Source organism: Coriobacteriia bacterium (genome assembly GCA_031292615.1).
GTDB lineage: Bacteria > Actinomycetota > Coriobacteriia > Anaerosomatales > JAAXUF01 > JARLGT01.
Map to the genome: position 1 here is coordinate 1 of JARLGT010000123.1, position 18859 is coordinate 18859.

Below are 18859 nucleotides of genomic sequence, written 5' to 3' on the forward strand. Positions count from 1 at the left end.
GCATCATGCTGAGAGCCAGCACCGTCTCGTAGTCCGGAGACGGCTCGAGTACGCCGCGCTCGGTAATGATTGCGGTGATGAGCTCACCCGGGGTGACGTCGAACGCGGGGTTGAACACCTGCACGTCCGGCGGCGTGATGCGGAACCAGGCGTCAAAGGCGTAGCCGCCGCCCTTGCGATCGATCACCATCTGATGACCCTTGGTCAGCTTCATGTCGTAGGCGCCATCTTGGGTGAGCAGGTCAAACGCGCGGTTCGCATCCGCACTATCGGGCTCGAACGCGCCGGAGACCGTGAAGCCCATCATCTCGCGTGGATCGCGCTCCTCGATGATGATGTCGCCGCCAGTCTCAATCGTCAGGTCGATGGTCGAGGTGGGTGCAACGACGTAGAACGGGATGCCGTGGTGCTTCGCGAGCACGGCCAGAGCATACGTCCCAATCTTGTTCGCGGTGTCGCCGTTGGCTGCGATGCGATCCGCACCGACGATCACGGCGTCAACCCAGCCCTTGCTCATGACGAAGCCCGCCATGCTGTCGGCGATCAACGCCGAGGGGATGCCAGCCATGCGCAGTTCCCAGGTGGTCAAGCGACCACCTTGGTTGACCGGGCGCGTTTCGTCGACCCAGACGTGCGCGATCTTGCCCTGCTCGTGCGCGGTGAACACGACACCGAGCGCGGTGCCGAAGTATGCGGTCGCAAGCGACCCTGCGTTGCAGTGGGTCAGGATCTTAGCTTCATCGGGAAGAAGTGCTGCGCCGTGAGCACCCATCTCCCGGTTGCGACGCTCGTCCTCGGCCTGCATGTTCAACGCTTCTTGGACCACGAGGTCCTTGAGGGCGTCGAGGTCCATGTCAGAGTTGTCGGCCGCCACTCGTATGATGCGCTCGGCACCCCAGTGGAGGTTGACCGCCGTCGGCCGAGTCTCCATCACCGCTTGGGCCACCCCAGACAGGCCGGCGATGTACTCTTCGTTGGTCTCAATCTCATTGGCCTCGTTCTCGGTCCACAGCGCCAACGCGAGCGCCGCCGCGACGCCGAGTGCTGGCGCCCCACGTACCGCGAGCGACCTGATTGCGGTGCAGACACCCTCGGCGACGCTGCACATCAGCACGTCGCCTTGGAGGGGCAGCCTCGTCTGATCGACGAGGAAAACGGCAGGATTGCCTGTCGACTCGTCGATTCCCCACCATATGGTGCGGGGGATGTTCTCTACACCCGGACGCGGTGTGTTCTCTTCTTCGCTGGCCATTGGGGCCTCCTCCGGTGATGGCTCTTCAACCGTCGTGGCGCCGCAAGAGCGCGCCGATGCCAGAGTATGGCGAGGTGGCGGCTACTTCGCAACGGCACTGACGCTGAGAGGGAGCCCCGCGTGACGCGGGACTCCCTCTCGGGATGATCATGAAAGCGGCTGGCGTTAGACCGTGCCCTCTTCCCAGCTGGAGAGGTACTTGGCTTGCTCGGCGGTGAGCACGTCGCACTTCACGCCCATGGTCTCGAGCTTGAGCTTGGCGATGCCGGCGTCGATGTCCTCGGGCACGTCGTAGACGCCGGGCTTGAGGCTCGCGGCGTTGATGACCATGTACTCGGCGGCGAGCGCCTGGTTGGCGAAGCTCATGTCCATGACGTTGGCCGGGTGGCCCTCGGCACACGACAGGTTGACCAGACGGCCCTCGGCGAGCAGATAGATGCGGCGGCCGTCGGCCAGTGTGAACTCCTCGACCATCGGGCGCGCCTCGCGCACGGAGGCCGCCAGTTCGCGCAGGCGCGGGATGTTGATCTCGGCGTTGAAGTGGCCCGAGTTGCAGATGATGGCGCCGTCCTTCATCGCCGCGAACGAGTCGTTGTCGATGACGTTCAGGTCGCCGGTGACCGTGACCCAGATGTCGCAGATCGCGGCGGCCTCGACGGCGGGCATGACCCGGTAGCCGTCCATGACGGCCTCGAGCGCCTTGAGCGGGTCGACCTCGAGCACGACGACGTTGGAGCCCATGCCCGAGGCGCGCATCGCGATGCCGCGGCCGCACCAGCCGTAGCCGGAGACGACGAGCGTGCGGCCGGCGAGCAGGCGGTTGGTGGCGCGGATGATGCCGTCCAGCGTGGACTGACCGGTGCCGTAGCGGTTGTCGAAGAGGTGCTTGGTCTTGGCCTCGTTGACGGCCATGATCGGGTACTTCAGCGCGCCGTCGGCGGCCATGGCGGCCAGACGGATGACGCCGGTGGTGGTCTCCTCGGTACCGCCGATGATGTACTCGAGCATCTCGGGACGCTCGGCATGGATGCGCCCGACGACGTCGGCGCCGTCGTCCATAGTCATCTGCGGCTTGTGGGCAATGGCCGAGTCGATGTGGCTGTAGTAGGTGGCGGTGTCCTCGCCCTTGATGGCGTACGTGCGGATGCCGTAGTGCTCGACCAGCGCCGCCGCCACGTCATCCTGAGTCGAGAGCGGGTTGCTCGCGGCCAGCACGATGTCGGCGCCGCCGGCCTTCAGCGTACGCATGAGGTTGGCGGTCTCGGTGGTCACGTGCAGGCACGCCGAGATACGCAGCCCGTCGAGCGGCTTGTCGGCTTCGAAGCGCTCGCGGATGGAAGCGAGCACGGGCATGTCGGCGTCGGCCCACTCGATGCGCGCCTTGCCGGCGTCGGCGAGGGACAGGTCTTTAACGTCGTAATCCACTGGGACTCCTTCTGATGTCTCTGGTCAAGTGCCGAGAACCGCAGATTCGGGTCACGGCAACCTGTGCAGTATAGCAAGCGCGAGGCGACGCAGCCGCTCTTGGGCGAGGCGGCCCGTCTCGAGCACCTCGTCGTGCGCAAGCCCGACTCCGGCGGCAGCGTTGGTGACGAGCGAGAGCCCCAAGACGCGCAGCCCCAAAGCCCGCGCCGCGATGACTTCGGGTACGGTCGACATGCCGACCATATCCAAGCCCATACCCCGCAGCATCTCAACTTCGGCGGGCGTCTCGAAGCTCGGGCCGCGAAGCCAGCCGTAGACGCCCTCTGCGACCAGATCCACGTCGGCCTCGGCAGCCGCCATCAGCGCAATGTCGCGCAGCTCGGGATCGTAGGCGTCACGCATCGGGACGAACGGGGTGCCGCCCGCCGGACCGGGCCAGCCCGTCAACGGGTTGTCGCAGGCCAGGTTGATGTGGTCGCTTATCAGCACGAGGTCGCCCGCGTACAGCTCGGGGTTCACTCCGCCCGATGCGTTGGTCACGATCAAGACGCGCGCGCCTAGTGCGCTTGCAAGCCGTGCCGGGAAAGCCGCCTGCCGCGCCGTGACGCCCTGATAGCAGTGCACGCGCCCTTGGAACGCGGCGACACGCTTGCCTCCCAGGTCGCCCAGAACGAGCCGCCCTGCGTGGCCGAGCAACGGACTCTCAGGGACAGGAACTCCGGGGATCTCGGCGTAGTCGATCGCGCGCGCGCCTTGCACTGCATCCGCAAGTCCAGAGAGGCCCGAACCGAGGACCATCGCAACGTCGACCGGAGGCTCGGCGGCCAGAATGGGCGGAAGCGACATGATGAAGTCGTCGGGCATATCTGAGGTCCTCCCCTGCTCGAAACAGTGGGCGCGCGGCGGCGTCCTGCTGGGCATTATCCCCGACGCACGGGCGCTGCAGCGCACGAGGCCCAGGCACAGGCCTGTGATAACCTGACGCAGGCGCGCTCACGAGCGCCCGCGACCTGCAGGAATCGTCTTCTAAGGGTGTCGAGAACATGGCCAGAGTCACCGTCGTCGGAACCGGCTACGTGGGACTTATCCAAGGGGTATGCCTCGCCGACGTCGGACACGACGTCGTCTGTGTCGACCTCGACGAGAGCAAGATCGAGAGGCTCTCGGCGGGCATCGCGACCATCTACGAGGACGGCCTGGAGCCGCTCATCAGAAGCGGCCTGGCCTCTGGCCGTCTGCGCTTCGCCTCGCCCAAGGACGGCTGGGCAGAGCTGCTCGGCGAGATTGTCTTCGTCGCCGTGGGCACGCCCATGGCCGAGAACGGCGGGGCCAACCTCTCCTACGTGCGTGCGGTAGCCGACACAATCGCCGCCGAGGCCACCGAGCCGCTTACGGTGGTCATGAAGTCGACCGTGCCTCCCGGCACTGGCTCGGCGCTGCGCGACCGACACCTGTCGCGTGCCGGCGTGCGCATCGACTACGTCTCAAACCCGGAATTCCTCCGAGAGGGACACGCCATCTTCGACTGGTACCACACCGACCGCGTGGTTATCGGGGGCGACAATCGAACCGCTCTAGACGCCGTCGCGGCGCTCTACGCTTCGCTGGGGACTGAGATCGTCGTCACCGACATCGCCAGCGCCGAGACGATCAAGTACGCGAGCAACGCGTTCCTCTCTACCAAGATCAGCTTCATCAACGAGATCGCCAACCTCTGCGATGCGGTGGGTGCCGACATCGACTCGGTCGCGACCGGCATCGGCCTGGACACGCGCATCGGCCCGGCGTTCCTCAAGGCCGGCATCGGCTACGGTGGGTCGTGCTTCCCCAAGGACACGCGCGCCCTGGACTTCATCTCGACAATCAACGGTTATCAGTTCGACCTGCTCAAGGCCGTCATCGACGTAAACAACCGCCAGCGCCTGCTGCCGCTCATCCAGATCGGCCGGTCGCTTCCCGAGATGTGGCGTCGCAAGATCGCCATCCTCGGCCTGTCGTTCAAGCCGATGACCGACGACGTTCGCGAGTCTCCCGCGCTCGACATCGTGCCGCTGCTGCTCGAAGACGGCGCGCAGGTCACGATGTACGACCCGGTCGCCGGGCCACTGGCCATCGACGGCGCCGTGCGCTGCGACAGCGTCTGGGATGCGCTCGAGGGGGCCTCGGCGGCCGTACTTGTGACCGAGTGGGCCGAGTTCATCGAGCTGGACTGGGCGCGCGTCGCATCGGTCATGGCCGAGCCGCGCATCATCTTCGATGGCCGCAACGCGCTGGACTCGGACGCGATCGAGGCCGCCGGACTGGAGTACATGGGCGTCGGCCGAGCGGGCTCGCACCGCGCGAGCTAGACCGCGCGAGCGCGGGCTGCAGCAGTGCGGATCGCGTGGCGGTGCTATCCGCGCGGCTTCGCGATCGACAGCAGCTCGTCGACGATGATGTCGCGGTTCTCCACTCGCCAGCCCTGACCCGGCCGCTTGCGCGCGAGCTCGATGTCTTCGGGCTTCTCGGCGCGCTTGAGCAGTCCTCGGGCGATTAGGTCGTCGTCTACCGCACCCTGCTCTCCCGCGAAGATCGTGTACGCCGGCGTGCCCAGCACCGCCGCCTCGCGGTTCATCGTGCCGCCCGCCGAGACGATCAGGTCTGCGCTCTTGATCAGCGACACTGCGTCGAGCACGTGCTCCGGGATCTTAGCGTTCTCGGGCAGTTTTGGGGCGAGTTCGGCGGCCTGGTCGGGCGTGCGCGGCAACACGATGCACACCACGCGCGGATCTTCGCCGATGTGGGTGAGTACTGAGTCGAAAAGAGCGTTCTCGAACTGGTGGTACGCCGACATGGTCGCCGGCGGGCGAAGGACAACAAGTACGTTGTCGTCGTCTGCCCCGAGCGACGCACGCAGGTCGGTTGCGGGCGAGTCGGGCTGCAGGTAGACGTGCTCCTTGAGCCCCGGGAAGTGCCCCACACGCTCGGCCTTAGTACCGTGAGCAACGATTGCCGACGTCGGAATCGCTTCCGGTACGAGAATCCGAGTCGCAAGACGCGCGTTTATCGCATAGGAGAGGTTGGCGTGCTCGTAGTCGTGCACGATGAGGTGCGGCAGACCGAGCGCCCACGCCGCGACCGAGAGATCGTTCGAGTTGTGGCTGAACGCCACGTCGAAATGCTTGCCCATGCCATAGGCGATCAACTGCGAGCTGCGGCTGAGCAGACCAAGCGCCTTGGCTGCCGTCGCGCCACCCCGGTGGCGTCCGATAAGCGTGTGCTCGATGTGCTTCTGCTCAAGGAGCGGCATCGTCTGCGCGTAGTCGCGAGCCGTCACGAGCACCTCATGCCCGCCCGCCTCAAGGTCGGCGATGATCGGCTCGAAGAACAACACGTGGGGTGAGTTGGTGATGTCGATCCAGACCTTCATCGGGTAGAGCCACACTCCTCGTAGACGCGAAAGACTCTCTCGGCTTGCATCGCTTCACTGTACGGCAGCGCGCTCGCTCGTGCGTTGGCGGCCAGGCGGGCACGCTCGGCCGGATCGGCCAGTAGCCGCTGCACGGTGTCCGCGAGTGCCGCTGGGTCCTCCGGGGCGAACAGCGCACCGTTCTTCCCGTCATGGACGATTTCGGGCAAGCCGCCGGCGGTGCTGCACGCCACAGGCACGCCGCACGCCAGCGATTCGAGGCAGACGAGCAGCCCGACACCCTCCCGCCGGGATGGCAGCACGAACAGATCCGCCGAGCGAAAAACGTCGACAAGCGCCTCGTGCGAGACGACGGTCTTCAACGCGACGGCGGCACCTAGCGGGGCAACGACTTCGCGGACCTCGGCCATCTCCGGGCCGTGGCCCAGCAACGTTGCTCGGAAGTCGACGCCGCGCTCGCGCAGCAGCACGAGCGCACGGGCCAGATCGGTCACGCCCTTCTGTTCGACGAAGTTGCCGACGAACAACAGATGCGGCACGCCGTCGGGGATTCCTGCGGCGGCCTTGAGCGCGGCAGTGTCTCCCGGCGTGAACAGTTCGGTGTTGACGCCCATGTTGGCGATGACGAACTCGCGGCCGGGAGTCGACTCAACGCCGAAGTTCTCGGTGAGGCGCTCGGCCAGGTAGTTCGAGACGACGATCACGCGACAGGCGCGGTGCAACGCGCGAGTGATGTAGCGCTTCCAGGGCCGCATCTGCCCCGAGAAGATGTCGGTGCCGTGCGCTGTGATGACCAACGGCTTGCGTCGCACGCCAGCGGGAATCAGCGCGAACGCGGCCACAGGCAACAAGTAGTGCGCGTGGACGACGTCGTAGCCTCCCGCCGCTGTAGCGGCGAGCGTCTTGATCAACAGTTCGGCGTACTTGAGCAGGTTGCTGAGCGTTCCGCCCCCACGCCGGCCGGTGTGCACGAGCTTGACCTGCACGCCGTGGCGCATCTCAAGCTCGCGCTTCTGCCGCATCACGAACGAGCCGTAACCCGGTTCGGCAGCTGAGGGATACATGTTCGAGAGCATGAGGACTCTCACGACACTGCCCTCTTGGAGGCGCGCGCCGCGAACAGTCGGGCGTAGAGGCGTGGGCTGAGCATCATCGCAAACAAGCCGGCTGCGTACTTGCGCTTGTCGAGATACGCATCGCCCACGCGCAGGTACTCGGCACGCGCGCCAGCGTACTCGCCCGCGACCACGCGCGTCTCGAGTTCTACGCGCCGGATGCGGATGCGAAGAGCCTCAAGCTTGCGAGCGCATAGGGCGCGTTGCGCCTCGGTGAGCTCGGGCATCGCGGCGAGCGACTCGAAGATGCGGATCTGCGCCTGGGCGTGCGGGATGCGGTTCTTCGACTTGCTGCCCGCGCTCTCAACGTACACCCCGAGTCGCTGCGGGATGAAGCGATGGCGGGCGCCCAGCGCCAACGCCCGCAACCAGAAGTCGTAGTCCTCGGCGTAGCGCAGGTCGCTCCGAAAGCCGCCGAGGCGCTCGAAGAGCTCCCGGCGAAAGGCGGACATGATGAAAACGTGGTTGATGATGATGATGTCGTCCAGAACCAACGACGTCTCACCTGCGTACACCGGCCCCGACAGAAACGGCTCTGTGCGACCTTGCGTCATGAGGCGATCGCCGTTGCACGAGTAGATGTCGTAGTCGGGACAGCGGTCGATGAACGCCGACATCGTGGCCACGTACTCCGGCTTGAGCATGTCGTCGGAGTCCAGCAGCACGCAGAACTCGCCGCTGGCCGCCTCCACGCCGCGATTGCGAGCGACCGAGCAGCCACCGTTTGGGCCGGTGACGACGCGAACGCGCGGATCCGTCTTCGCAAGCGCGTTGGCGACGTCGAGCGTATCGTCCGACGAACCGTCATCGGAGATGACGACCTCGAAGTCGGGATACGTCTGCTCAAGCGCCGAGCGAACTGTCCGCTCGAGAACTTCACTCGCGTTGTATGCGGGGATGATCACCGAGAAGCGCATGTGCGGACCGTGACACCTCTCCTTGGCCGAGGCGCGTCGGCGCAACGACCCTCCGGCAACCAGTCAGTTCCTAGGGGTGCTCTTCGCGGTGCCGTCATCGAACACCCAGCGCATAGCCGCACTGGACGTGAACCAACCGGGTGCCCCTCCCGAGACCGCAGCCCAATCCATCCAGCGGTAGACCGCGCTGCCGCGCCACCAGTCGCTGAAGAAGCAGCGCACGCGGCAGACGAGCCGATTCGCCCACGAGGAACCGCCGACGCCCTCCGACTCCGGATCGCACTGGCGCCGGCGCACCTCGCAGTCCCACAGACCGGAACCAAGCCCGGCCACGATGCCGGCCAGCAGCCAGAAGAAGAGACCCGACTGGGGATGCTGGAACGTGTTGCTCGTGAACGTATTGAGTACCAGTCCGATCAGAACCGAGGCGAGCGCCAGCGCGGTGTACTTCACCTTGGGGTCGACGTCCTTGCGCGTCGCGATGAACAACCCGCGCAGCGCGTACGAGGCGGTGATCACAAAGAACAACAGGCCGCCCACGATGCCGATCTCCGCCGCTAGCTCGAAGTACGAGTTGTGAGCGCCGAAGCCCAGATAGCCCTGGTAGAGCTCCGGGTGCGTCAGCACGACCGCGCGGTACGCATCCAAGAAGTCGCCGGCCCCATAGCCGAAGAGCGGCCGAGAAGCCATCGCTTGTCCCGCAATCTTCCAGATGCCGAGACGAAACTCGGCAGACCCGGAGTTGGCCGTGGACTGCGAGAGACGCGCTGTGACGCCAGGGACCAGCAGGATGCCCGCAGCCCCCAGCGCAGCGACCGCCCCGAGCCAACGTACGTCGACGACGACGACGAAGATGACTACCGCGAGCGCAAGCCCGATCCAGCTACCACGCGTGTAAGTGAGCAGCATCGCGACGACCACGAGTAGTCCGGTTGCCGCCGCAAGCCAACGCGCCCAGCTCTTCTCGGTGAAGACGAGGGCGCCTGTAACGCCGGTAGCGAGCAGTAGATACTCGGCGTAGAAGTTCGAGTTGTAGAAGGTGCCCACCACACGCGTCGAGATCTCGGGCGAGATCCCGTTCATACCTGGAGTCAACTGCGGATCGAGATACTGCGCGAACGCCAACACGGCCGTGGCCGCGGCAGTCAATGCAATCGTCCAGAGCAACACGCGGCGGATCGCCGCGTCCTGTGTCACGACCGAGACCACGATCGCGAGCAGGAAGTACGACGCGTAGCGCACAATCGTGAGCAGCGAGGCGAGCGACCCGCCGTCGGCCGCGACGCTGACGAGCCCCCAGCAGATGAAGGCCAGCGCCGCAGGTCCCATGAGGTACTTGGGCACCGTATCGAGCCCCCTACGCCTCACATAAGGCAAGCACATCAAGATAGCCACAGGCACGCCAAGCACGACCGCATCCACGGAGACCGAGCCGATCACCTTCGGCTGACCGCCGACGGCTGTCACGGCAAGCACGAGGCCGAGAAGTCCGATCGCCGCGAGACTGCGGGCATGATCGTCGGAGAGGCGCAGGCGCACTGGCTACTTCCCGCCAATGGTGAGCGTCGCAATGTTGGCTGTGTCGCACTCAAAGGTCGACGTCATGACCGGCATCGGCTGCTGCGCGTGAAGCAGCAGGTCACCAACTGCGACGCCACTCCCGGTGGGTGTGCCCTTGGTGGTCACGTCGATGTAGATGTCCGTATACACGGTGCTGCTGTAGGGCACGATCTTCCGGGACTGCTGATCCCAGGCTTCGCCGGGCGTCGGAACCCCGCGCACTGCAGTCACCGTTCCGATCGGCTTACCTGTGTTCTTGTATATGACGTCGCCCACCTTGATCAGGCTGGGGCCAACGCCACGGACTGCCGGACACATCACCGTGTAGGTGACGTTCGTGCCCTCGGCGGCCCCGCTGGTCGCCTTGCTGCGTGCGAGCAGGCGGTACACGGCAAAGCCCCCCACGAGAACGGCGACGATCACCAGAAGGTCGATGAGGTTGATCACACCGAACAGCCGGTACTTCCGGTCAAAGATCTGCACGTAGCCTCCAAGGCCGCTGAGATTGGCGAGAGCGCCCGTATGGGCGGTTTTCCATCCTGACAATACTAGGGGGCAACCCGGTTGACCTCAAGCAACACCATGGTATCGAATGCCCCGCGCACTGCTCGGCGCTCTAAGAGGAACGTCCCTTGCCCAGCGCGGCCTTCGCGGCCTGACCCAGTAGCACGACATCTTCACGCTGCAGGATGAACAGCTTCCACGAAGAGATGTCGTTGAACTGCCGGTAGAGGTAGACGGTCGCAAACGAGTTGGCCGTGTACGCCACAGTCGTGGAGATTGCGCCACCAATCATGCCGTAGCGAGGAATCAGGATGATGTTGAGCGCCACGTTGATGACGAGCACGATGCCCGCCATGTAGCTGTTGAGCTCCGGGCGACCCCTCGCCGAGAAGTCGTAGGCGATGATGCGGGTCGCGCTCCACATGACGATACCGGGCAGCAGAACCCACAGCACCACTGCCGCAGGCGCAAACTCGGGGCGGTGCCATACGAGGAAGATGAACGGCTTGACGAGGATAGCCGCAACGACTGAGGCCAGTGCCGTCCCCCACACCACGAGCCGCGTGATGAGCGGAGTGAGCTGCTGCCGGGTCTCCTCGTGCCCGCGAAGCTCGGCGAGCCGAGGCAGCAGCACCGTGCTTACCACCTTCGAGATGATCCACATCGCCTCGGCCATCTGGATCGCGGCGTAGTAGATTCCGCCGTCGGTCTGGCCGAGGAACATCTGCACGAAGAAGAAGTCGACGCGCAGGTTCACGAAGGAGATGACCGTGCTCAGGTGCTGCTTCCACCCGTAGCTGACCGCCTTGCGGCCGTACACCCACCAACTCTCGTGAGTAGTGGCTTCAGGCGCGCGCGCCAGGTACGGCTGCAGCACCCAAAGCGTGATGAGCAGCGAGAGTATCTGCCCGATGAGGAACGCGATGACCGCCGCGATCACGCCCATGTGGAAGCCGAGAATGAGCACCGCAGACACCACAAACGTGGTGAGCTGCACGATCACGGTCAGCGCGTTGAAGCGCTTGAAGTCCTGATGACCCTGCAGGATCGACTGGCAGTAGAACTGCAGCAGGTTAGGCGGGAACGAGGCCAAGCCTATGAAGAGCAGCGTCGTCGGGATGCCCGGGAACCACTTCGCGCCCCAAACGAGAATGATGACGGTCGAGCCGGCCAGGCCCAGCACCGTGATCACGGACCAGATGCGAATGTTGGCTCGCATCACCTCGCGAGCGCTCACGTCGCCACTGGCGATGTGGAAGACGTTTGCGTAGCTGATTCCGAACTCCAAGAGCGTCACCAGCATCGTGGAGAGGAACAGCGCTGCTCCGTACGTTCCGAGCGCCTTTGCCCCAAGCGTACGGCCGAGCATACCCGAGAGCGCCAAACCAATGACGGAGGCGCCAATCTGCGCCGCAAAAGTCAGCATGGCGTTGCCGCCCAGGCGCTTGAGTCCGAGCCCTCGCGAGGCCGACTGGGCGCTCATCGGCGACCTGCCTGCACCGCGCGCACGTGAAGGAAGCGCCAGCAAGCGTCGAGGCCGTTCCTCTGCCCGGGCGTATCGGCGGAGAGATTCCTTGGGCTAACGAGCGTCATCTACACGGTCCTCGAGGTCTGTCGGGTGCGCCGCAACGAACGAACGGAGTCTATACTCACGGTCGGGGTCTCGGCCAATCTGCCATGAAGCCGACAAACGAGCTCGGGCGGTGCCAGCCGACGCGTATGCACTGCAACTTTAGTCGAAACGGGCACCCTGCCCTGCGTGGAGGCACAACTCTGATGAAGAAGGTCCTGCTGATCACAAGCGAGTTCCCTCCGATTACGGGTGGGATTGGTACCTATTGCTACCAGCTCGCGGCAGCGGCAACCAAGCGTGGCCACGACATCACGGTCTTCGCACCGGACTACGGCAAGCCCGCCGAGCAGCTCGGCGACCAAGGCCTGCCATTCCGTGTCGTTCGCTACGCGGGCGGCGCCTACACCGTCCGCGACTTCCCCCGCTTCTTCATGCAGGTGTGGCGCCAGCTCGGATCCGAGAACTACGACGTCGTGCACGCTGGCGACTGGGCATCCGCGCTCATGATGCGCAACGTCAACCGCTTCAAGCGAGTTCCCTATATGGCGATGGTGCATGGCACCGATGTGCTCCTCATGCCTCACTCGCGCCAGATCAAGCTGCTCGGATCCAAGATCTTCGAGATGCCTGAGCGCATCATGACCAACAGCGCGTTTACTCGGTCGCTGCTGCTCGAGAACTTCCCGCAGGTTGATCCGGCTCGCGTACACGTCGGGCTGCTCGGAGTTGGTCCTGAGTGGTTCGACGACGTGCCTAACGCGGATGCGGTCCTCGCGCGCCTCGGCATAGCTCGGGACCGCTTCTGTCTGCTGACCGTCGCTCGCCTCGACGAGCGCAAGGGCCACAGGCTGGTATTCAGAGCGCTGCAAGATCTCCCCTCCGATATCGCCGAGAACATGACCTACGTAGTCGTGGGCAAGGGTGACGCCGAGTACACCGACCAACTTCGCGTCCTTGCAGCCGAGAACCCGGTGCCCACCGTCTTCACCGGCCCCGTCTCCAACGACGACCTGCGGGCGCTGTATGCGTCGGCGGATGTTTTCTGCATGCCGGGTGAGCCTCATCCTCGGCGTGTGGAGGGTTTCGGACTCGTATACCTGGAGGCCGCTGCGCAGGGCGTTCCCGCGATTGCCTCTCGCGTCGGAGCGATTCCCGAGGTCGTCGTCGACGGCACCACCGGAATCGTGATCGAGCCGGCCGACTTCGAGGCGCTGCGGAACGGCATCGCGCGTCTCTATGGGGACCGAACGCTGCTTGCCGCGCTGGGGGAGAACGCCCGCCAGTGGGCACAGGGCTTCACATGGGACCGATGCGCTGCTCAGACCTACGAGGACGCCCAGTAGGTTCGCAAGCCTAACGTGATACGCGACCGTCGCTACTGAGTCGTCACCGTGGCCGCAGGAATCTGGCTGATATTCCAGTCCTTGCCCACGACCACCAGGATCTCAGTGGGAGACGAGTACAGTCCGCGACTCTGCACGATCTTGGTGCCCGGCATGAGCGTCGCAGCCACCGCCTGCGCTGCGGCGAGATTCGTCTTGTAAACCACCAGGGTGGTCTTGTAGACGTTTTGGTTGGCGTTGCCGACGGTCTTGATCGTGAAGCCCTTCGCCTTCAGGATCGCCGCCGCCTGAGCACCGTAGCCAGACACACCTGCACCGTTGCGGACCGTGATCTTGATCAACTTCGGATTCTTGATCGTAGCCCCGCCCGTGCTCGCGCCGGTCACCGTCGCGGTTGTGCTCCCGGTCGGGTTGGGAACGTCGGAAGCGTTGGCGGCCTTGTTGAACGGCTCACCGTTCTTGAAGTTGGCGACCAGAACCTGCATCTTGGCCAGATCCGGAACCTCGTACGGGCTGACCCACGTTCCGCCGACAGTGGCCGTGTACATGTTCTTCGAGCCCACGCCCTTCATTGCCAAGGCCGTCTTCATCATGTCCATCAGAGACAGGTCGGTCTGAACATAGGGCGAGATGCCGTTGACGACCTTGACCATCGTGGGGATGTCGGTACGGTGTGCCAATTGATCGGCGAGCGCGCGGAAGAATATCTGCTGATCGCTCATCCGCCCGATATCCTGGTCGGCGAACTGATGACGAGCGCGAACGAATGTGAGCGCGTGCTCTCCATCGAGCTTCTGGTAGCCGGCCGGAATCTTCGCCGCGCGCTGATGCACGCTCTGGCTGGCGGCAGCCTTGTCGTCGATGGCCACCGGCACGTTGACCCAGATACCGCCCATCTGATTGACGGCGTTCTCGAAGCCAAGGAAGTTGACTTCCATGTAGTTGTTGATGGGAAGACCGGTGAACTGCTTGACCGTCTTGACCGTCAGCGCGGCGCCGCCGTAGGCGTGAGCCGCGTTGATCTTGGCGTAGCCGTGGCCCGGGATGAGGACCTTCGTGTCGCGCGGAATCGACAGCATCCAGACCTTCTTGGCCTGCGGGTCGATGCGCGCCACGATGATGGTGTCGGTACGATACGCCGTGTCACCTTTTCGGAAGTCGGCTCCCAGAAGCAAGATGTTGAAAGGCTGGCCGGGCGAGGCCTTCGTCAGCGTCAGAGCCAGCTTCTCCTTGTCGGGCACGGTCATCGTGGTCTCGAGGCTCTTCGCCCACGCGAACACACCCACTGCGCCGAGCACCGCGATGAGCACGAGGACCGCCAAGACGCCGACCACAATCTTCTTCGTGCGGCTGCGACGTCGGTCGCGCTCTGCCCGCAAACGGGCTGGCGCCGCCTCGACACCGGGGCGGCGCGCCGCGTCCTGGAGTGGAGTCGATCCATCGCCGGTCAACACCCGCTCGGCCGGAATTCGAGTGCGGCCAGAGCCGCCCTGCGAACCTGAACCAAGGGATCCGCCTGTCGAGTGCTTGCCCATTCGCGTCCTTTGACCTTGTCGGAGATTCTTCTGGCACACGGCTGGGACCATCTTACTCGGGAGTACTCCCCGTCCCAGCACGCTCAAAGAGCGAAGACCCTGCCACCACACGAGCTACTCGGCGAACCGTCATCTGCTCGATCGCACACGATTATCGTGCCTGCCGAGAAGGTCTCGGCGCCTCGTGACCGAGCCGTAACGCTCCCGTGGAGCGCGCGGTGTGGCGCTCAACGCCCCGCGACACCGTGTTGTCCTGTGCTATTCGTCGCCGAGCAGCACGATTCCCATCGCGACTTCAGACTCGTCGGGAAGCACGCACGATCCCGTCACAACCGAGTTGTCGCCGACGACACACTCCTTGCCGAGAACCGCCCCCGCGTGCACGACTGTGTGGCTGCCGATGACGGTTCCGGCCCCGATGGTCGTGCCCTCGGGCGGCGTCGCGCCCTCCTCGAGGAAGTCGGGAAACCTCCCGACCAGCGCGAAATCCTGCACGATGCAGCCTTCGCCCAAGTCGACATTCTCGCAGATGGTCACGTGATCGCCGATGACGCATCCCTTGCGCAACTTAGCACCTGCGCGGACGTGGACAAACGATCCGATCGTCACGTCTTCAAAGATTGCGACGGCCTCGTCGACGATGGTGAACGGCGACGGCGTGAATCCTGGGTTCACGAGTGCCGTCGGGTGAACATAAGCGGTCACGTAGTGGTCGACCTCCTGAGCTGCGGGCTAGAGACGGAAGACCTTGTCGCCGTCGAACTCCTTCAGCGCGTTACGCGTGTCAAGGATGAGCTTCGAGCTGCGCCAGATGAGGTGATAGTCGATGTTGCGGTGATCGGTTACCACCAGAACTGCGTCGCATCCAGCGATTGCTTCCTCGGTCAGCTCGATCGGAGCGACAGTGTTGCCTCGGACACAGAACGTGGGCACGAATGGGTCGTGATAGACAAGGTCGGCCTCGGCGTCGAGAAGCAGCTCGGCGATCTTGATAGCCGGGGACTCGCGCATGTCGTCGATGTTGGCCTTGTAGGCCACACCGAGCATCATGATCTTCGAACCAGCGAGCGGCTTGCGGTGCGTGTTGAGCGCCTCCATCAGACGCTTGACCACGTAGTACGGCATCGCCTCGTTGGTCTTGCCGGCAAGCTCGATGAATTCGGTGTGCAGATCGAACTGACGAGCCTTCCACGAGAGATAGAACGGGTCGATCGGAATGCAGTGGCCACCAAGGCCCGGGCCCGGGTAGAACGGCATGAAACCGAACGGCTTGGTCTTGGCCGCGTCAACGACCTCCCAGATGTTGATGCCCATGCGCTCCGAGACAATCAGGAGCTCGTTCATGAGTGCGATGTTGACGCAGCGGAAGATGTTCTCGAGCAGCTTGGTCATCTCGGCGGCGCGCGTCGAAGATACCGGGACGATCGTGTCGAGGAACGAGCCGTAGAAAGAGACCGCGATCGCGGTGCACTCGGGAGTGACGCCGCCGACAACCTTGGGGGTGTTCTTGGTCTGGTAGATCGGGTTGCCGGGATCGACGCGCTCAGGCGAGAAAGCGAGGTGGAGATCGGTTCCCACCTTTAGCCCGTGAGCCTCCAAAATCGGCTGAACAATCTCCTCGGTGGTGCCGGGGTAGGTCGTCGACTCGAGCGTGACCAGCACACCCGGCTTGAGGTACGGCGCGATCTCACGCGCCGCGGACTCCATGAACGAAGTGTCGGGCTCCTTCATCTCGTTGAGTGGCGTCGGCACGCAGATCGCAATCGCATCGCACTCGCCCGCACGGGCGAAGTCCAGCGACGCCTCAATCAGCCCAGCGTTGACCTGCTCGGCCAGCTCGGCCGTCGGGACGTCCGGGATGTAGCTTTCGCCAGCCATGATCCGGGCAATCTTGTCCGCCGAAACATCCAGACCGATGACCTTACGGCCGGTCTTGGCCATCTCGACAGCCAGCGGCAGGCCCACGTAGCCCAAACCCACGACGCCGAACACGGCCGTGCCATCGTTCAGACGTTGCTCAAGTGACATGGATTGAAACTCCCTCGATCGGGTCTGCAAGAGCCGCGAACACTCCGGCCGCGCCCTTGAGGGCCGCCGCGGGTGATGAATCGGGTCATTTTATCGCAAACATGAGCTCGCCCGAGACGGCAAGTTGGCCGTCCACGCTCGCCTTGGCTTCCCCGAACCCGATGGGGCCCCGCGTGCGCGTGATCGTGCACTCGAGTCGTAGCGTCTCGCCGGGCACAACCTGACGCTTGAAGCGCACCTTGTCGATACCGGCGAAGAACGCGAGCTTACCCTGGTTGGCAGGCAGCGAGAGCATCGCTACCGCACCGCATTGCGCGAGCGCTTCGACGATCAGCACGCCCGGCATGACAGCGTAGTCGGGGAAGTGGCCGGGCACCCAGAAAGCCGTCTCGACAACGTCGAGCTCGCCTATGGCCGAGATTCCCGGCTCGAACTCGAGCACACGGTCGACGAGCAGGAACGGGTCACGGTGCGGGATGATCGCCTCGATGGCGGCCCTGTCGAGCATCGGTACTCCCATCGCTGGTGGCTAGTGGGCTAGTGGGTCCGTCGCTCGATATCGGCTCCGAGTGACGCGAGCTTTGCCACGAAGCGCTCGTAGCCTCGGTCGATGTGATAGATGTCGCCTACCGTGGTCTCCCCGTCCGCGCACAGCGCAGCCAGCACGAGCGCGGCTCCCCCACGCAGGTCGGGACTCTTGACCGGCGCGCCCGAGAGCTGCGAGACGCCCTTGACGAGCGCATGGTGCCCCTCGATGCGGATGTCGGCGCCCATCCGGCCGAGTTCGTCGGCGAACATGAAGCGGTTCTCAAAGACGTTCTCGGTGATGATACTGCTGCCCTCGGCGACAGCCATCAGCGCCATGAACTGCGCTTGCATGTCGGTGGGAAAGCCGGGGAACGGCAGCGTCTGCACATCGACCGGCCGAGCCGAGCCCAAGCGCTCAACGACGACGCCGTCGGGTAGGCATTCGACGGTGCAGCCTGCCTGACGCAGTTTGGCGATGACCAGCTCGAGGTGCGCGGGGTCGAAGCCACGCACGGTGACAGGCCCGCCGGCGATCGCACCGGCCACGATGAACGTGCCGGCTTCGATGCGGTCGCCCACGACGCGATGGTCTGTCGGATGAAGCGCTGTCACGCCCTCCACCGTAACGACGGGCGAACCGCCGCCGGTGATCTTGGCACCCATGGCGTTGAGGAAGTCGATCAGGTCGACGATCTCGGGCTCCCGCGCTGCGTTCTCGATGACTGTAGTACCCGCCGCGACAGCGGACGTCGTGAGAAGGTTCTCGGTAGCGCCCACACTGGGGAAGTCGAGCACGACGTGTGCTCCGCGCATCCCGCCCTCGGGCGCCACAGCGTCGATGTAGCCGTGATCGGTGTGCATCTCGATTCCCAGCGCCGAGAGGCCGGCGATGTGCATGTCGATCTTGCGCGAACCGATGTTGCACCCGCCTGGCATCGCAACTCGCGCCTGCCCGAAGCGCGCGATCAGCGGCCCGAGCACCGACGTCGACGCGCGCATCTTGACGACCAGCTCATAGGGCGCCTCGAAACTGTCGACGTTGGTGGCGTCGATCTCCAAGGCGTGATCGGTCCGAGTGACGCGAGCGCCGAGACCTTCAAGCACCTCGGTCATGATGTCGACGTCGGCGATTTGCGGCACGTTGGATATGCGCGTGATGCCCGGCGCCAGCAGTGCCGCGGCCATCAGCTTGAGTACGGAGTTCTTGGCGCCCTCGACCTGGACCTCGCCGGAGAGCGGCCTACCGCCGCGAACGATGATTGATTCCATGTGGGTCAGGATACCGTACCTTCCTCAGGCTCTTGGGCTGGCGTAACCGGCGCGTGACCTTGGGGCGAAGCGAGCAGCGGGGGCGAATCCGCTATTCGCGGACCCGCCCCCGGCGTAGATAGCTATGCGGCGCGGCTACTTACCGCTGCGCCTCTCGGCGACCGTGAGCTGAGTCTGCGCCCAGTTCAAGTCGCGGGTCATCTCCTCGCGCTCTTCCTCGGCATCCGCAGGAAGCTCGGCAATGCGGGCCTTGATGAGCTCGGCCGACTCCCTGGCGCGCCCGGCGTCGATCTGCGAGACAGCCACGGCGTTGTCGGCCAGCACGATGACCTTGTCCTCGTGAACCTGCAGGTAGCCGCCGGAGATCGAGAAGTACTCCCAGTCTGCCGCGCCGTCGCCGA

General features: G+C 64.6%; 17 protein-coding genes. 2 read left to right on the forward strand and 15 right to left on the reverse strand.

Annotation, left to right across the window (positions count from 1 at the left end; all coding sequences use genetic code 11):
• The 3 genes from mtnA to P4L93_11420 all read right to left on the reverse strand — a co-directional run.
• The coding region (gene mtnA, locus P4L93_11410) for an S-methyl-5-thioribose-1-phosphate isomerase (GenBank protein ID MDR3687552.1) at positions 1 to 1252 on the reverse strand (1252 nt) is incomplete at its 3' end.
• A 165-nt stretch (positions 1253 to 1417) separates the two neighbouring features.
• Positions 1418 to 2677, reverse strand: coding sequence for an adenosylhomocysteinase (ahcY, locus tag P4L93_11415; GenBank protein ID MDR3687553.1), 1260 nt, complete (start codon positions 2675 to 2677; stop codon positions 1418 to 1420).
• Positions 2678 to 2728: 51 nt separating this feature from the next.
• Positions 2729 to 3541 (reverse strand): purine-nucleoside phosphorylase, encoded by an 813-nt coding sequence (locus tag P4L93_11420; GenBank protein ID MDR3687554.1) that lies wholly within the window; start codon positions 3539 to 3541, stop codon positions 2729 to 2731.
• Positions 3542 to 3720: 179 nt separating this feature from the next.
• Here P4L93_11420 and P4L93_11425 point away from each other — a divergent pair, with 179 nt between their 5' ends.
• Entirely contained in the window at positions 3721 to 5025 is a 1305-nt protein-coding gene (locus P4L93_11425; protein MDR3687555.1) for a UDP-glucose/GDP-mannose dehydrogenase family protein, read from the forward strand.
• A 44-nt stretch (positions 5026 to 5069) separates the two neighbouring features.
• Here the strand turns inward: P4L93_11425 and P4L93_11430 are convergent, their stop codons facing one another.
• The 6 genes from P4L93_11430 to P4L93_11455 all read right to left on the reverse strand — a co-directional run bounded on the left by P4L93_11430 (position 5070) and on the right by P4L93_11455 (position 11665).
• A complete protein-coding gene (locus P4L93_11430; protein ID MDR3687556.1) occupies positions 5070 to 6086 on the reverse strand; it encodes a DUF354 domain-containing protein in 1017 nt (338 codons plus the stop codon).
• Positions 6083 to 7174: a glycosyltransferase gene (locus P4L93_11435; protein ID MDR3687557.1), complete on the reverse strand. Its 1092-nt coding sequence runs from the start codon at positions 7172 to 7174 to the stop codon at positions 6083 to 6085. The genes P4L93_11430 and P4L93_11435 overlap by 4 nt, the downstream gene beginning before the upstream one ends.
• Positions 7171 to 8118 carry a glycosyltransferase gene (locus P4L93_11440; GenBank protein MDR3687558.1) on the reverse strand — a complete coding sequence of 316 codons (948 nt, stop codon included), beginning with the start codon at positions 8116 to 8118 and terminating at the stop codon, positions 7171 to 7173. The genes P4L93_11435 and P4L93_11440 overlap by 4 nt, the downstream gene beginning before the upstream one ends.
• Positions 8119 to 8181: 63 nt before the next feature.
• Positions 8182 to 9657: an O-antigen ligase family protein gene (locus P4L93_11445; GenBank protein MDR3687559.1), complete on the reverse strand. Its 1476-nt coding sequence runs from the start codon at positions 9655 to 9657 to the stop codon at positions 8182 to 8184.
• Between the two features lie 3 nt (positions 9658 to 9660).
• A complete protein-coding gene (locus P4L93_11450; protein MDR3687560.1) occupies positions 9661 to 10161 on the reverse strand; it encodes a DUF4330 domain-containing protein in 501 nt (166 codons plus the stop codon).
• Between the two features lie 133 nt (positions 10162 to 10294).
• Positions 10295 to 11665 (reverse strand): flippase, encoded by a 1371-nt coding sequence (locus P4L93_11455; GenBank protein MDR3687561.1) that lies wholly within the window; start codon positions 11663 to 11665, stop codon positions 10295 to 10297.
• 293 nt (positions 11666 to 11958) lie between these two features.
• Between P4L93_11455 and P4L93_11460 the strand changes: the two genes are divergently transcribed.
• Entirely contained in the window at positions 11959 to 13098 is a 1140-nt protein-coding gene (locus P4L93_11460) for a glycosyltransferase family 4 protein (GenBank protein MDR3687562.1), read from the forward strand.
• A 32-nt stretch (positions 13099 to 13130) separates the two neighbouring features.
• Here the strand turns inward: P4L93_11460 and P4L93_11465 are convergent, their stop codons facing one another.
• From P4L93_11465 to P4L93_11490, 6 genes are all read right to left on the reverse strand, one after another.
• A complete protein-coding gene (locus P4L93_11465; GenBank protein MDR3687563.1) occupies positions 13131 to 14633 on the reverse strand; it encodes an LCP family protein in 1503 nt (500 codons plus the stop codon).
• Positions 14634 to 14891: 258 nt separating this feature from the next.
• A complete protein-coding gene (locus P4L93_11470; GenBank protein ID MDR3687564.1) occupies positions 14892 to 15338 on the reverse strand; it encodes a hypothetical protein in 447 nt (148 codons plus the stop codon).
• Positions 15339 to 15365: 27 nt separating this feature from the next.
• Positions 15366 to 16661, reverse strand: a complete 1296-nt coding sequence (locus P4L93_11475) for a nucleotide sugar dehydrogenase (GenBank protein MDR3687565.1) — start codon at positions 16659 to 16661, stop codon at positions 15366 to 15368.
• An 85-nt stretch (positions 16662 to 16746) separates the two neighbouring features.
• Positions 16747 to 17169 (reverse strand): 3-hydroxyacyl-ACP dehydratase FabZ, encoded by a 423-nt coding sequence (fabZ, locus tag P4L93_11480; GenBank protein ID MDR3687566.1) that lies wholly within the window; start codon positions 17167 to 17169, stop codon positions 16747 to 16749.
• A gap of 29 nt (positions 17170 to 17198) precedes the next feature.
• Entirely contained in the window at positions 17199 to 18458 is a 1260-nt protein-coding gene (gene murA, locus P4L93_11485; GenBank protein MDR3687567.1) for a UDP-N-acetylglucosamine 1-carboxyvinyltransferase, read from the reverse strand.
• 135 nt (positions 18459 to 18593) lie between these two features.
• The coding region (locus P4L93_11490; GenBank protein MDR3687568.1) for a hypothetical protein at positions 18594 to 18859 on the reverse strand (266 nt) is incomplete at its 5' end.